This is a genomic window from Sphingobacteriales bacterium (assembly GCA_016699615.1).
Taxonomy (GTDB): Bacteria; Bacteroidota; Bacteroidia; order Chitinophagales; family JADIYW01; genus JADJSS01.
This window is the reverse complement of sequence record CP064984.1, coordinates 2,004,204-2,019,059: the sequence shown is the minus strand read 5'-3', so window position 1 is coordinate 2,019,059 and position 14,856 is coordinate 2,004,204. Positions and strand designations below refer to the sequence as shown.

Genomic DNA, 14,856 nt, shown 5'->3' with positions numbered 1-14,856 from the left:
GTTGGCACATAAAAAGTATTTCAAATATATCAATAATTAAGGATTTGTTTTAATTTGCATAAAATATGGCAGGCATCTACATACACATTCCATTTTGCAAACAGGCATGTAACTATTGCAATTTCCATTTTTCTACACAAACAGATTATATAGAAAAGATGGTGCAAGCTATCATTATTGAAATAGAACTACAAAATAATTTCTTTCAGAAAGAAACCACCATTCAAAGTATATATTTTGGTGGTGGCACACCAAGTTTTATAGACATCAATCATATTCTAAAAATATTAGAGAAAATATATAATACATTCACAGTAACACCAAAAGCAGAAATTACCATAGAATGCAATCCAGATGATTTAACAGAAGAATATCTAACACAATTAAAACAATACACACCAATCAATCGTTTATCTATTGGAATTCAGTCTTTTTTTGATGAAGATTTGAAATTTATGCATAGAGCGCACAATGCATCTGAAGGAAAAACAGCCATACAACTTGCACAAAAAATTGGCTTCAACAACATTACTTGCGATTTAATTTATGGTACACCTACACTTAGTAATGAGCAATGGAAAGAAAATATATTGTATCTCATCAATCATAATATCCAACATTTTTCTTGCTATGCAATTACAGTTGAAGAAAAAACCATTTTACACCATCAAATACAAAAGAATATAATTTCTGAAATAGATGAACAAAAGATTGCAGAACAATTTTCTATTTTACAAGATGTTTGCGCAACTCATGGATATGAACAATATGAAATATCTAACTTTTGTACCAATAAACAATATGCCATACACAATACCAACTATTGGAAAGGCAGTAAATATTTAGGGTTAGGGCCATCTGCACATTCATTTGATGGGAAAAACAGATACTGGAACATCAATAACAATGCATTATACATCAAACAAATTAACCATCATCAATTGGCACAAAGTTGCGAAACACTAAGCAACATTGATATGTATAATGAATATATAATGACAAAACTAAGAACAATTTGGGGCGTTGACACAAATCATATTGACAAACAATTTGGCAATGAGTTTAAAAAACATTTTGAATTTGAAATCAAATCATTTATAGATAATAGTTGGGTAGTGCAAAACCAAAACATATATACTTTAACCAACAATGGAAGACTATTCTGCGACTACATTACAGAAAATCTATTTTGGGTAGAAAGCGAGTAGACACTTAACAACTAAGTTTATTTCCTTACCTTTGCAACATTCAAATTTTTCCTTTTTATGAATTACCTTACAGTTCAAAATCTTTCTAAATACTACGGCGAACGCTTATTATTCAGCGATATTACCTTTTTTATAGACAAAGGTCAGAAAATTGCCATCATAGCAAAAAATGGTTCTGGCAAATCTACACTCATTAGAATATTACAAGGATTAGAACCACCAGAATCTGGTGAAGTAAAATTCCATAAAGATATTAGAGTTGGTTACTTAATTCAAGATCCAATTTTTGATGGCAACAAAACAGTATATGATACTATTTTGAATGCTGACAATCCAATGCTTAAAGCTTGTTTGAACTATGAAAAAGCGATTGCTGGACATGGCGACATCAACCAAGCAATGGAAGAAATGGAAAAACTGCAAGCTTGGGATTATGAACAACAAATCAAACAGATTCTTTCTCGTTTTTTAATAGATGATTTAGAGCAAAAAGTAAGCACATTTTCTGGTGGACAAATCAAACGTTTGGCACTTGCAATTTTACTATTACAACAACCAGATTTATTAATTTTAGATGAGCCTACTAACCACTTGGATTTAGATATGATAGAATGGCTTGAAGGCTATTTATCTAAAGACAATATCACACTATTAATGATTACGCACGATAGGTATTTTTTAGAAAATATATGTACAGATATTCTTGAGCTTGAAGACAATCAATTATACAAACATCGTGGTAACTACAGCAAATATTTAGAAAATAAAGAAATTAGAGAAGAACACCAACGCTCAAATCTTGAGAAAGCGCAGAATGTATTTAGAAAAGAACTAGAATGGATGCGTAGACAACCTAAAGCAAGAACAACCAAAGCCAAATCAAGAGAAGATAATTTTGAAAATGTACAAAATGCTGCTACTAAAAAAATAGATGACAAAAAAGTAGAGATAGAAATAAAAATGAGCAGAATGGGTGGCAAAATTGTAGAGCTACACAACATCAGCAAAAAATACGACAACAAAATATTATTAGACAAGTTTTCTTACAAATTTCAGCGTGGCGAACGCGTTGGTATAGTAGGCAGAAATGGTTGCGGAAAGTCTACCTTACTAAATATTATTGTAGGCAACCAAAAACCAGACGAAGGCAATATTGTACTTGGCGAAACAATGGTATTTGGATACTACAACCAAAAAGGCATGCAACTCAAAGATGGTAAGCGCGTCATTGAAGTTATTAAAGACATTGCAGAATATATTCCAGTAGCTGGCGGACAGATTTCTGCTTCGCAAATGTTAGAAAGATTTTTATTTACACCAGACCAACAATATAATTATGTATCAACTTTGAGTGGCGGCGAAAAACGCAGATTGTATTTACTAACAATTTTAATGCAAAATCCAAATTTTTTAATCTTAGATGAGCCTACCAACGATTTAGACATTCTAACATTAAATGTATTAGAAAACTTTTTATTGGAATACAAAGGTTGTTTAATCATTGTATCACACGATAGATACTTTTTGGACAAACTAACAGATTGGTTATTTGTGTTTGAAGGCAATGGAAAGATAAAAACATTCTTAGGCAACTACAAAGAATATAGAGATGATTTGAAAGAGCAACTAAGAATAGAAAAAGAGAATTTAGCCTTAGCAGAAAAAAAACAAAACAGAAACAAAAAAAGATATTGTAAAGGAAAAACGAAAATTAAGTTTTAAAGAACAACAAGAATTCTTGCAATTAGAAAAAGACATTGACACACTACAACAACTCAAAATACAATTGACAGAAAAACTTAGTTCTGGTAATCTTAGCCATGATGCCATACAAGAAATTGCAACTGAATTAGAACAAATCATTCAAACCTTAGATGACAAAGAACTACGTTGGTTAGAATTGAGTGAATTTGCATAAAAATCTACTATAGAAATATTATTTTTCTAACAAAAAAATCTACCAATCGTATTATTCATAGAAATATTTCCATTTTTTTGTATTTTATACTTTACTTTTTATTGTTTTAGTATTATTTTTACATTATAAGAAATAAATTACAAATCATAAAATAAAAAAATGAAGACAAAAAACAAAACAAAAGGATTGATAATAGCAGCTGTTATTTCCTTTACAGCAACAATTTTTTCCTACTGATGCTTTTAATATTGGATTTTCAGTAAATTTAGATACTGTATGGGAATATTCAAGTTTAATGTGTCCATATTCTTGTTCTGCATCGAGAACAGCAAAAAAACTTTTCTTTTCGATGGAGACTCCATAGAAATTAAAATAACGTCTATGGATGGGTATGTTCCAGGTAATTATTTTTCAATAAAAGGGCAAATGGTATCAATTGTAAATATTAATAATATAAATGGAGAAGGTGCAGGAAATTATCAAGCATTATATATACCTAGTTATGCTGATGATATTTTTGCAACAATTGCAGGGTGCTACTAATACAAGTATGCTAGCTGCTGATAAAACTGTTAATAGTACTACATATCCTAATGATGCATATCCTGATGAATATGACTGGCATGATATATATGCAGAAAAATATATAACAAATACCGTAAACTTAGTCCCTCGAACTATTACAAAATATTTTGTGTTTAGAAAATACAAAGGACCTAATGAATATTTATATTGTTGGATAAGAATTGGTTCAAAAAGTGTTGTAAAATCGTATACTGACCAAAGCACAAATACTGTTAAAAAATATATGTCGTTAGAAACAACTTGTTACGAAGGTAAACAACAATTAAATAGTATAGTCACAGGGAAATAATAATCTTTCTAAATTTTAATACCACAAAGAAGCCTTGCAAAACTGCAAGGCTTCTTTGTTAATACAACTAATTATTACCTTAGCAACATTCAAATTTTTCATTTTTTTTTACGAATTACCGTTCAGTTCAGAATCTTTCTAAATACTACGGCGAACGCTTGTTGTTCTGCAGTATTACTTTCCTAAAAGACAAAGGTCAGAAAATTGCCATCATAGCAAAAAATGGTTCTGGCAAATCTACACTTATTAGAATATTAAAAGGATTCTAACTGCCAAATTTTTTAATCTTAGATGAGCCAACCAACGATTTAGATATTCTAACATTAAATGTATTAGAAAACTTTTTATTGGAATACAAAGGTTGTTTAATCATTGTATCACACGATAGATATTTTTTGGATAAACTGACAGATTGGTTATTTGTGTTTGAAGGCAATGGAAAGATAAAAACATTCTTAGGCAACTACAAAGAATATAGAGATGATTTGAAAGAACAACTAAGAATAGAAAAAGAGAATTTAGCCATAGCAGAAAAAAACAAAACAGAAACAAAAAAAGATATTGTAAAAGACAAACGAAAATTAAGCTTCAAAGAACAACAAGAATTCTTGCAATTAGAAAAAGACATTGACACACTACAACAACTCAAAATACAATTGACAGAAAAACTTAGCTCAGGTAGTCTTAGCCATGATGCCATACAAGAAATTGCAACTGAACTAGAACAAATCATTCAAACCTTAGATGGCAAAGAACTACGTTGGTTAGAATTGAGTGAATTTGCATAAAAATCTACTATAGAAATATTATTTTTTTTCACAAAAAATCTGCCAATATTAGTTGAGTATTGACAAATAAGTATTTTTATTTTCACAAAACGAACCAATTACAATATATTTTTATTAGGTTTTAATAAATAATAAACATAGAGCTAGCCAATTTATTAATAAAAATATTTCCATTTTTTATTGACAAAGACGTTTTTTTATATTCATAATTTTATTTTTTTAGTAATAAGTTTGCATAGTAGAAATAACTTTTAAACTAAAAAATAATATAAAAATGAATACAAGAAACAAAACAAAAGGATTAATAATAGCAAGTATTATTGCCTTTGCAGCAACAATTTTTACAGCTTGTGTACCTACACCAGGTGGCGGCGGAACAAATCCAAACATCATTCACAAAACATGGAATCTAAGTATTAATTCAAAATTAAACTGGAATGATACTACATACAACTACAATCTTGATATTAACAATGATAGCATTATTGATATTAAATTTATTTGCAAAAGATGGACTCAAGAACATTATGTTATATTTAAAGGTAACTATATATATGCAGAAGGTAATAATATTGAATTTGCATTTGATAGTTTATTAAATAAAAACAATAGTACGTTTGAAAATAAAAGTTATTATGTTGAACTAAACAAGTCAATTATTTTACCTAATATTTTATGGTCGAATAGTTTAGGAGAGAGTGCTGGAATAGTGGCATCAGCTAAATTTACAGATATATATACATATAATTCACAAATAGCAAATTATAAACTAAAAACAAATACAGATGGAACAGCATTTTCTGGGCTTAGAATTTTAAAAGATGGCAACTATTTCTATGGTTGGATAAAATACCAAATAGTTGGTTTGCACATTCCTAATGTAACTACAGATATTACTGCAAAAATTTTAGAAACTGCTGTTAGTAAAAATCCGAACGAAATATTATTAGCTGGTCAGAAATAATTAAAACAATATAAAAATGAACACAACAAACAAAACAAAAGGATTAATGATAGCAGCTATCATAGCCTTTGCAGCAACAATTTTTACGGGCTGTGTTGTTCCAACACCAGGTGGTGGAAATATAAAAAATGGGAAATTTACATTAAATATGAAAACAAATTATCCTGTGTTAAATCAAGAATTATTTCTATCTACGGTTGATAAAAACATCATTCTATATGATGGTGATAGAATCAATATAAATTTAACTTCACGTTTGGGAACCTTCGGTTATAGAGAAACAGTTATTGGTCTAACTTGCTTCAGTATAGACGGCAAAGGAGTTCAATTAGAATTTTTAAATTACAACAACCCATATCTTTCAAATAATCTTATTCTACATGATAATATTTCTATTGATGATAATAATATTTGGGCAACTGATGATAATTGGGATGAAAACATTATAAGTTCTAATAACACATACTTTATTTACCCATCTGATCTCTTTGAATTTACCATACAAAACAAAGGCTATATAGTTTTTAGAAAGAAAGAAGCTAAAGGCAATGAATACATATATTTTTGGATAAAATACGAGGACAAAGCAGGGATTATAAATGGAAGTTACAATGTTCAAGCAAACATTTCAAATGGCAAATACCAATTAAATAGCATAACCACAGGTTTATAAAATATATTCTGCTTCGCAGAATTATACACAAGTAGTTTTAGTTAGCAATAGCCTTGCATTTCATGCAAGGCTATGTTTTTTTACACAACACAACTATGGAATTACAACCACCTCATCTACCAAATAATTGGTTTCGCCACGCCAAAACAAATGACCTTTCTTTTCTTTATAATGCAAACGCAACTTTTTTCCTTGCAAGGTATCCAATGCTAATGCCACATCATCATTAACAACTGAAAATTGCCAATAATTGTTTGCAATTGTATTTCCAGGCATAGGATTAATGCCACCTAAATTCATTTCACCTTCATAGGTTTTAAAAACATATCCTTTTTTAGAAAACTTAATTAAAATACCTGCTCTATTGCCATCACTATAGGTAAAACTACTATAACCAATAAACCCAAGTAAACCCAAAATTCCAATTAAAATCAAGACTAAGAATAATTTCAAAAAGAAACCTTTTACTGTCTTCTTTCCTTTTTCATAAGTACTTGGCTGTGTGTTATTCGTATTTGTGTTTTGTTCCATCACTATTAATTTATATCATTAAAAAAGTAAAATTAGTTAAATGGATACAAACTTTATACATTTCGATAAAATTTCTTTATTTTTGATAAAAAAACAATTATGGGATGTTCAGGATGCAGTGCTGCTACACCAAAAGGCTGTAAAAGCAATGGGCATTGTGCGAGTGGTGGTTGTTCTAGATTAGAAGTATATGATTGGTTAGCAGATATATCTTTAGATAATTTTACAACATACAATATTTTTGAAATCAATTTCAAAAATGGCTCACGCAAAGGCTTTTATAAATTAGAAAAGAATTTAGACTTGTTTATTGGCGACCAAGTTTTGGTAGAAGCTACACAAGGTTACGACATAGGCACAATTAGCTTAAAAGGCGAATTGGTAAAACTACAAATGCGTAAGAAAAAAATCAATGAGAAAACTTACGAGTTTAAAAACATTATACGTTTGGCAAAAGAGCATGAACTCCAATTACTAGACAAGGTAAGAGATTTGGAGAAAGAAACTATGCTAAAGGCACGTATTTTGGCACGTGATTTGGGATTAGATATGAAGCTAGGTGCTGTAGAATACCAAGCTGATGGCAAAAAAGCTACTTTTTATTACTTTGCTGATGGCAGAGTAGATTTCAGAGAACTAATTAAAGTATTAGCATCTGAATTTAAAATAAAGATAGAAATGCGTCAGATTGGTGCAAGGCAAGAAGCTGGCATTGTTGGTGGTATTGGTTCGTGTGGTAGAGAATTGTGTTGTTCTACTTGGCTTACAAGTTTTAAGTCAGTGAATACAACAGCAGCAAGATATCAGAATTTATCCATCAACCAAACTAAGCTTTCTGGTCAGTGTGGTAGATTAAAATGTTGTTTAAACTATGAATTAGATACTTATTTAGATGCATTGAGAGATGTGCCTAAAAAATCTGACTTCTTAGAAACTGAAACTGGAACAGCAAGATTGGTAAAAACTGACGTATTAAAAGGCATAATGCATTACGAAGTAAAAGAACAAAGTAAGTTTTATATGCTAACATTTGAGAATGTAAAAAAAGTAATTGCATTAAACCAAGAAGGAAAGAAACCAGCAGACTTAAACGAATTATCTGAAAGTGTTCCAGTAAAAGAAACAGAAGATAATTTTGTAGAATTAGTAGGACAAATTTCTTTATCAAGTTTAGAACGAAATGACAAAAAACGCAGACATAACAAAAATCAAAAGAATAAGCCAAACTTTAGAAAGCCTAAAAATAAAGAGTAGTATTATATTATTTTTTATTGTATGTATTTCTATAAGTTATGCTAATGCACAACCAAGTTCCAAGCCTTTTTTGCCTAAAAATTTGTTGCCATTACCTTTTAAAAAACAAATTAATTTAGTAAATAAAGAATTTCAAGTGGCATATGGTATGCGTTTAGATTCTACCATGCGTGACATCAGAAATTATAAGCCAGAGCAAATAGACCAATTTCTTTATAAAAATAAAGACTATGAATATATTTTTAGAATACCATTTTGGATAGCAATGGACAGTGCAAGATATGCAAAGTATATTCCTGAATTGATATTGAAACTAACAGACACAACTTATATTGGCTTAACTAACGCTTCTGATGTGACTATTTGGGCAAGACTAAAAACTGGACAAATGACACACAATCCGCTCAATTATCAAATTGATGATGATATTTATACTGTGGCTGGTAGAGCAAGTTGGATTCTAAAAAGATTATCTAAAAATGAATTTGGAATTATAAAACCAGGTTTAAAAGAAAAAGAGCTATTAACCATACAAAAACAATGGATAAAATGGCTGAATACTTTAGTCATTCAGAAATAAAATATTTTACAAATACAATTTAAAAATAGTTCCATTAGGTATATTGTTTTCATGAACAATTTTACATTGTATGGCATTGGCTAAATCACGTATAATGTGTAAACCAAATCCTGTTTTGGTGTTGGCTGTTGTTTTTTCTGTATATAAATTTTCTACTTGTTCGCTCTTTATTCCACTACCATTGTCTGTTATTGACAATACAATTTGGTTGTGCTCTATTTTTGCATTCCAAATAATTTCCGCATTTTCTATATTCTTTAATGCTTTTACTGCATTGGCTGTAAGATTGTACATAATAGTTTGCAGATAATTTTCGTCTGTATTTATTGTAATGTTTTCTACATTTTGATAATGTATTTTTATATGATTTATATTGCTTTCTGAATAAAACTTTTGAATGTATGCATATAAATCATCTACTGAAACTTGCTTTTTCTTTGGATTGAAATTTTGCATCTGCGATTTACTCCACGTGAGCAATGATTCCATATTGTTGAGCAAATCGTTGGCAGAGTTTTTTATTTGTAGATTACATTCATTTCTAATTTCAGCAGGCAAATTTTCTGTACTACTTTCTTGTAGTTGCAAATAATTGACTAAGCTAGCAATCGGACTTCGCAAATCGTGACTGAGAATACCAAAGAATCTTGCTTTTAGTTGGTTAGCTTTATCTAATTCGGCATTCAACTTTCGCAAAGTATCGTTTGTTTTTTTTCTGGTTCTATTTTGATAATACAATAGAGTTCCAATAATTAATAAGGCAGCAAGTCCACAAAAAAGGATAATGCGTTCACTTCTATTTTTGTCTAATTGTAGTTGATTAATTTGTAATTGTTTGTCGCGTGTTTCTATTTCTCTTTTACTTTATAAACCAGCAATTTGGTTTTTCAGATCTTGCGAATAAACAGAATCATTCAGTGTAATAAATGCTTCATAATATTCAATAGCTTTTGCATACTTTTTTTGGTCTGCCAACAATTTCGCGTAAGGTTTTAGAAATTGTATTTCAAGGTCTGAGTATTTTAGTTCTCTCGATTTATTGATAGCATAGTTTAAATAATAATCTGCTTTTGAACCAAATTCTGATTTTGACAGTTGTAGGCTATCTGGCAATGTTTTAATTAATTCTGGATGAAAGTATAGATTTTTATAAACCAAGCCACGATTACCATCATTATATATTTTATAAAGATTATCACCATATGCTTCAAAAATTTTGGTTGCTTCTTCTATGTATTGTAGTTGTATTTTTGGATTGTTTTCATAAGCTGATGTAAGTTGTACATTCAATTTGCCAATGCCTTCTAAACTATTTACAGCTTTATTTTTTTCAAGAGATTTAGTAAAACAATAAATTGCTGAATCATTTTTTTTCTCTTTAGAATACACAGCACCTTTTATTTCATAAACTTGTGCCTTCCAATATACATAATCAGCATCTTTTTTTTTATTTAAAAATGCTAATGATTTATATGCATATTCTTTAGATTTATTCAAAGCAAATTGCATAAAAAAAATGATAGCTACATAGTAATATCCCAACGCAGTCTGATCAGTATCATTAACTTTTTGAGCTATATTTATTCCATTAAAATAATATTCCGATGCCTTATTTAGGTTATTTTCACGTTGATAAATATTACCAATATTATAATTGGCTAAGATTTTACCAAGTGTATCTTTATTCCTTTCACTTTCTTTTAATGACAGTTTAAAAAACTTCAATGCATTTACATTATCGCCTTTTGCCATATACATATTTGCTTTATATCTATAAGCATTAATTATGCCTATATTCCATTTTGCTTTTTTAGCAATATTTTCTGCAGTATCTACAAATAATAGACTTTTATCATTATTGCCATTCATTGCAGTTTGGTAGCCCATTTCCAAATAAATCTCTACCTTAATAGTATCTACTTTAGCTTTTTTAAAGCAATATTTAAAGAGTCCATTATTAATTTATAATCTACCAGCTGTGCTTTTAGATTACAATGAAAGAATAATAGCAAAATGCAGATGAATAAAGTTTTATACATTAGATGGTTTTTATCTAAAATAAGTATATTTTCTGAATTATAAAAATATACATAGATTTAATACATAACTAAAATAGGCTACCAAATTGGTAGCCTATTTTATATTTACTGATGACTTAAAAGTCTACATAAGATTATTCAAAATCTAAATATAATGCTAAGCCTCTTAATTCATGTACTAATACATTGAATGATTCTGGAATTCCTGGTTCTGGCAAATTATCACCTTTTACTATTGCTTCATAAGCTTTAGCTCTACCTTGTATATCATCAGATTTGATAGTCAATAATTCTTGTAAGATACTAGATGCACCGTATGCTTCTAATGCCCAAACCTCCATTTCACCTAAACGCTGACCACCAAATTGTGCTTTACCGCCTAATGGCTGTTGCGTAATTAATGAATATATTGGATTGAACGAGCATGCATTTTATCATCAACCATATGTGCTAGTTTGATTACATAGATAACACCAACGGTAGTTTTTTGGTCAAAACGATCTCCAGTTTCTCCATCGTATAAATACGTATGTCCTAATCTTGGTAATTTAGCATCTTCAATATACTCTTCAATTTCATCAACTGTTGCACCATCAAAGATTGGTGTTGCGAAACGCAATCCTAATTCTTTTCCTGCTAAACCTAAAACGGTTTCATAAATCTGTCCGATGTTCATACGAGAAGGTACACCTAATGGATTCAATACAATATCAACAGGTGTTCCATCTTCTAAGAATGGCATATCTTCTTCGCGTACTATCTTAGCAACGATACCTTTATTTCCGTGACGACCAGCCATTTTATCACCAACTTTTAATTTACGTTTTTGTGCAACATAAACTTTAGCTAGTTTTAAGACACCTGTTGGTAATTCATCACCTACTGTAATTGCATATTTATCTCTTAAAAATCTACCTTTTTCTTCATTATGTTTGATAAGGTAATTGTGTATTAAACGTTTTATCAAATCATTTGTTTCTTCTTCTTTAGTCCAATTAGAAGTGTCTAGATTTTGATAATTTAATCCACCAAATAATTTCTCCGAGAATTTAACACCTTTGGGAACAGCTTCTTCTCCAAAAATATTTTTGATACCATTAGTAGTTTTTCCACCAACTAATTTCATCAATTTCTCAACTAAAGCACGTTTGATTTCTTCTAAATTTTGTAAATGTACTTTCTCAGCTTTTTCAAGCTCAGTTTTCTCTTTGATTTTAGAGTTTTTATCTTTTTTAGCTTTTTTGAAAAGTTTTGTATTAATTACAATACCTTCTGTTGATGGTGGTGCTTTGTATGATGCATCTTTTACATCACCAGCTTTATCACCAAATATTGCTCTTAATAATTTTTCTTCTGGCGTTGGGTCAGTTTCTCCTTTTGGAGTGATTTTACCAATTAAGATATCACCTTCTTTAATTTTAGCACCAACTCTGATAATTCCATCTTCATCTAAGTTTCTTGTAATATCTTCACTAATATTTGGAATATCATTTGTAAATTCTTCTTCACCTAATTTTGTATCTCTTACATCTAACTCATATTCTTCAATATGTATTGACGTAAATATATCTTCTCTAACTACTTTTTCATTAATAACGATAGCATCCTCAAAGTTATAACCTTTCCATGGCATGAATGCAACTAATAAGTTTTTACCTAAAGCCAACTCACCATTTTGTGTAGCATAACCTTCACAAAGTACTTGTCCTGCTTTTACTTTATCGCCTTTTCTTACAATTGGAATTAAGTTGATACAAGTTGCTTGGTTTGTTCTAGAGAATTTAATTAGTTTGTACACTTTCACATCATCATCAAAACTTACTAATTTCTCATTCTCAGTTCTATCATATCTAATTCTGATTTCGTTTGCATCTACATATTCAACAATACCACTTCTTTCAGCATTAATTAATACTCTAGAATCTTGAGCTACTTTTGCTTCTAATCCAGTTCCAACTATTGGTGCTTCTGTTCTAATTAATGGAACAGCTTGACGTTGCATGTTTGAGCCCATCAATGCACGGTTCGCATCATCGTTTTCTAAGAATGGAATTAATGAAGCAGACACACCTACAATCTGATTTGGTGCAACATCCATGTAAGATATGTTGTTCATATCTTCATCTTCACTATCTATGATTGGGAAATCACCTTGATAACGACATCTAATTTTCTTATCAACAAATTCTCCTTTATCATTTACATGAATATTAGATTGTGCAATGATGTTTTCATCTTCTTCTTCAGCTGTTAAGAATTCTACGCTATTTAATTGTTTTCCGTCTTTTATTTTACGATATGGCGTTTGAATAAAACCCATATCATTTATTTTTGCGTGTACACAAAGTGTGGAAATCAAACCGATATTTGGTCCTTCAGGCGTTTCAATTGTACATAATCTACCATAGTGAGAATAGTGAACGTCCCTTACCTCGAAACCAGCTCTTTCTCTTGATAAACCACCTGGCCCTAGTGCAGAAATACGTCTTTTGTGCGTAATTTCTGACAATGGATTTGTTTGGTCTAAGAATTGTGATAACTGTGATGTACCAAAGAATGAATTAATAACTGATGATAATGTACGCGCGTTAATTAAGTCGATTGGTGTAAACACCTCATTATCTCTAACGTTCATACGTTCTCTAATAGTACGTGCCATACGTGCCAATCCTACACCAAACTGTGCATATAATTGCTCACCAACTGTTTTTACTCTTCTGTTGCTTAAATGGTCAATATCATCAATCTCAGCTTTTTGATTTACTAATTTGATTAGATATTTTACTATCGATACAATATCTTCTTTGGTTAAAACGATAGTTTTATCACTAATATTTAGCTCTAGCTTTTTATTGATTTTATATCTACCTACAAAGCCTAAATCATATCTCTTATCAGAGAAAAATAATTTTTCAATTATACCTCTTGCTGTGTCTTCATCTGGTGGCTCAGTACCTCTAAGTTGTTTATATATATGTTGTAAGGCTTCTAATTCTGAATTTGAAGTATCTTTTTGTAAAGTATTGAATATGATAGAATAATCTTCTTCTTCAGTATCTTTCTGTAAGATGATTGTTTTTACATCTGTATCTAAGATTAATTGGATATTATCTTCATCTAAGAAAGTATCTCTTTCTAAGATAATTTCGTTTCTTTCAATAGATACAACTTCTCCTGTGTCTTCATCTACGAAATCTTCCATCCAAGATTTTAAGACACGAGCAGCTAATTTTTTGCCTATATTTTTTTCTAAATTCTTTTTATTTACTTGTACTTCATCAGCAAGACCAAACAAATTCAATATATCTTTGTCTGTATCAAAACCAATTGCACGAAGTAATGTTGTAACAGGGAATTTTTTCTTTCTATCAATATATGCATACATTACATTATTGATGTCTGTTGCAAATTCCATCCAAGCACCTTTAAAAGGAATTACTCTTGCTGAGTAAATTTTTGTACTATTTGGATGATAACTCATACCAAAGAAAACGCCTGGAGAACGGTGTAATTGAGAAACAACAACACGTTCTGCACCATTTATAATAAATGTGCCTTTATCCGTCATATACGGAATGTTTCCTAAGAATACATCTTGTACTATTGTTTGAAAATCTATATGCTCTTCATCATTACAAGATAATCTAAGTTTTGCTTTTAAAGGAACACTATATGTTAGACCTCTTTCTATACATTCTTCTACTGTATAACGAGGTGGATCTACATAATAATCTAAAAATTCTAATAAGAATATGTTTCTTATATCTGTAATTGGGAAATTTTCAGCAAACACATTATAAAGACCTTCATTCTTTCTATTGTCTGCAGTTGTTTCCAATTGTAAAAAGTCTTGATATGACTTTATTTGTATATCAAGCAAATTTGGAAAATCAAATTGGTTATTAATTTTACCAAAGTTTATTCTACCGCTTGGCGTTAAGTTTTGTGCTTTTTGGATTTTAGACATACGATGCGTAAATATTTGAAATAAGAAACAATTATTTAAAATGCGTCATGGCAGTACTAA

The 14,856-nt window shown here is 29.9% G+C and carries 12 protein-coding genes and 2 pseudogenes; 10 read left to right on the top strand and 4 right to left on the bottom strand.

Going from position 1 to position 14,856, the window contains the following annotated elements; all coding sequences use genetic code 11:
• Positions 1 to 65: 65 nt before the first annotated feature.
• From hemW to IPK18_09615, 8 genes and pseudogenes are all read left to right on the top strand, one after another.
• Entirely contained in the window at positions 66 to 1,208 is a 1,143-nt protein-coding gene (hemW, locus tag IPK18_09650; GenBank protein ID QQR97144.1) for a radical SAM family heme chaperone HemW, read from the top strand.
• A 57-nt stretch (positions 1,209 to 1,265) separates the two neighbouring features.
• A pseudogene (locus IPK18_09645) lies at positions 1,266 to 3,126 on the top strand (ABC-F family ATP-binding cassette domain-containing protein).
• 381 nt (positions 3,127 to 3,507) lie between these two features.
• Positions 3,508 to 3,669 carry a hypothetical protein gene (locus IPK18_09640; protein ID QQR97143.1) on the top strand — a complete coding sequence of 54 codons (162 nt, stop codon included), beginning with the start codon at positions 3,508 to 3,510 and terminating at the stop codon, positions 3,667 to 3,669.
• Positions 3,644 to 4,000, top strand: coding sequence for a hypothetical protein (locus tag IPK18_09635; protein ID QQR97142.1), 357 nt, complete (start codon positions 3,644 to 3,646; stop codon positions 3,998 to 4,000). The genes IPK18_09640 and IPK18_09635 overlap by 26 nt, the downstream gene beginning before the upstream one ends.
• Before the next feature lie 158 nt (positions 4,001 to 4,158).
• Positions 4,159 to 4,269, top strand: a complete 111-nt coding sequence (locus IPK18_09630; GenBank protein ID QQR97141.1) for an ATP-binding cassette domain-containing protein — start codon at positions 4,159 to 4,161, stop codon at positions 4,267 to 4,269.
• A 78-nt stretch (positions 4,270 to 4,347) separates the two neighbouring features.
• Positions 4,348 to 4,788: a hypothetical protein gene (locus IPK18_09625; protein ID QQR97140.1), complete on the top strand. Its 441-nt coding sequence runs from the start codon at positions 4,348 to 4,350 to the stop codon at positions 4,786 to 4,788.
• Between the two features lie 274 nt (positions 4,789 to 5,062).
• Positions 5,063 to 5,752, top strand: coding sequence for a hypothetical protein (locus IPK18_09620; GenBank protein QQR97139.1), 690 nt, complete (start codon positions 5,063 to 5,065; stop codon positions 5,750 to 5,752).
• Between the two features lie 16 nt (positions 5,753 to 5,768).
• Positions 5,769 to 6,425, top strand: a complete 657-nt coding sequence (locus IPK18_09615) for a hypothetical protein (GenBank protein ID QQR97138.1) — start codon at positions 5,769 to 5,771, stop codon at positions 6,423 to 6,425.
• Between the two features lie 93 nt (positions 6,426 to 6,518).
• Here IPK18_09615 and IPK18_09610 read toward each other — a convergent pair whose 3' ends face one another.
• Entirely contained in the window at positions 6,519 to 6,956 is a 438-nt protein-coding gene (locus IPK18_09610) for a hypothetical protein (protein ID QQR97137.1), read from the bottom strand.
• Positions 6,957 to 7,055: 99 nt separating this feature from the next.
• Between IPK18_09610 and IPK18_09605 the strand changes: the two genes are divergently transcribed.
• Both IPK18_09605 and IPK18_09600 read left to right on the top strand, forming a co-directional pair.
• Positions 7,056 to 8,210 carry a hypothetical protein gene (locus IPK18_09605; GenBank protein ID QQR97136.1) on the top strand — a complete coding sequence of 385 codons (1,155 nt, stop codon included), beginning with the start codon at positions 7,056 to 7,058 and terminating at the stop codon, positions 8,208 to 8,210.
• Positions 8,137 to 8,790, top strand: a complete 654-nt coding sequence (locus IPK18_09600; GenBank protein QQR99368.1) for a hypothetical protein — start codon at positions 8,137 to 8,139, stop codon at positions 8,788 to 8,790. Before IPK18_09605 ends, IPK18_09600 begins: the two co-directional genes overlap by 74 nt.
• A 6-nt stretch (positions 8,791 to 8,796) precedes the next feature.
• Here the strand turns inward: IPK18_09600 and IPK18_09595 are convergent, their stop codons facing one another.
• From IPK18_09595 to rpoB, 3 genes and pseudogenes are all read right to left on the bottom strand, one after another.
• Positions 8,797 to 9,477, bottom strand: coding sequence for a HAMP domain-containing histidine kinase (locus IPK18_09595; protein ID QQR97135.1), 681 nt, complete (start codon positions 9,475 to 9,477; stop codon positions 8,797 to 8,799).
• A gap of 177 nt (positions 9,478 to 9,654) precedes the next feature.
• Positions 9,655 to 10,677 carry a tetratricopeptide repeat protein gene (locus IPK18_09590; protein ID QQR97134.1) on the bottom strand — a complete coding sequence of 341 codons (1,023 nt, stop codon included), beginning with the start codon at positions 10,675 to 10,677 and terminating at the stop codon, positions 9,655 to 9,657.
• A gap of 286 nt (positions 10,678 to 10,963) precedes the next feature.
• A pseudogene (gene rpoB / locus IPK18_09585) lies at positions 10,964 to 14,796 on the bottom strand (DNA-directed RNA polymerase subunit beta).
• Between the last annotated feature and the right edge of the window lie 60 nt (positions 14,797 to 14,856).

What these genes read in the sequence shown, in the direction of transcription:
- IPK18_09615 (QQR97138.1), top strand. Translation starts at nt 5,769, where the DNA reads ATGAACACAACAAACAAAACAAAAGGATTAATGATAGCAGCTATCATA.
- IPK18_09610 (QQR97137.1), bottom strand. Translation starts at nt 6,956, where the DNA reads ATGGAACAAAACACAAATACGAATAACACACAGCCAAGTACTTATGAA.
- IPK18_09605 (QQR97136.1), top strand. Translation starts at nt 7,056, where the DNA reads ATGGGATGTTCAGGATGCAGTGCTGCTACACCAAAAGGCTGTAAAAGC.
- hemW (QQR97144.1), top strand. Translation starts at nt 66, where the DNA reads ATGGCAGGCATCTACATACACATTCCATTTTGCAAACAGGCATGTAAC.
- IPK18_09600 (QQR99368.1), top strand. Translation starts at nt 8,137, where the DNA reads ATGACAAAAAACGCAGACATAACAAAAATCAAAAGAATAAGCCAAACT.
- IPK18_09620 (QQR97139.1), top strand. Translation starts at nt 5,063, where the DNA reads ATGAATACAAGAAACAAAACAAAAGGATTAATAATAGCAAGTATTATT.
- IPK18_09640 (QQR97143.1), top strand. Translation starts at nt 3,508, where the DNA reads ATGGATGGGTATGTTCCAGGTAATTATTTTTCAATAAAAGGGCAAATG.
- IPK18_09590 (QQR97134.1), bottom strand. Translation starts at nt 10,677, where the DNA reads ATGGGCTACCAAACTGCAATGAATGGCAATAATGATAAAAGTCTATTA.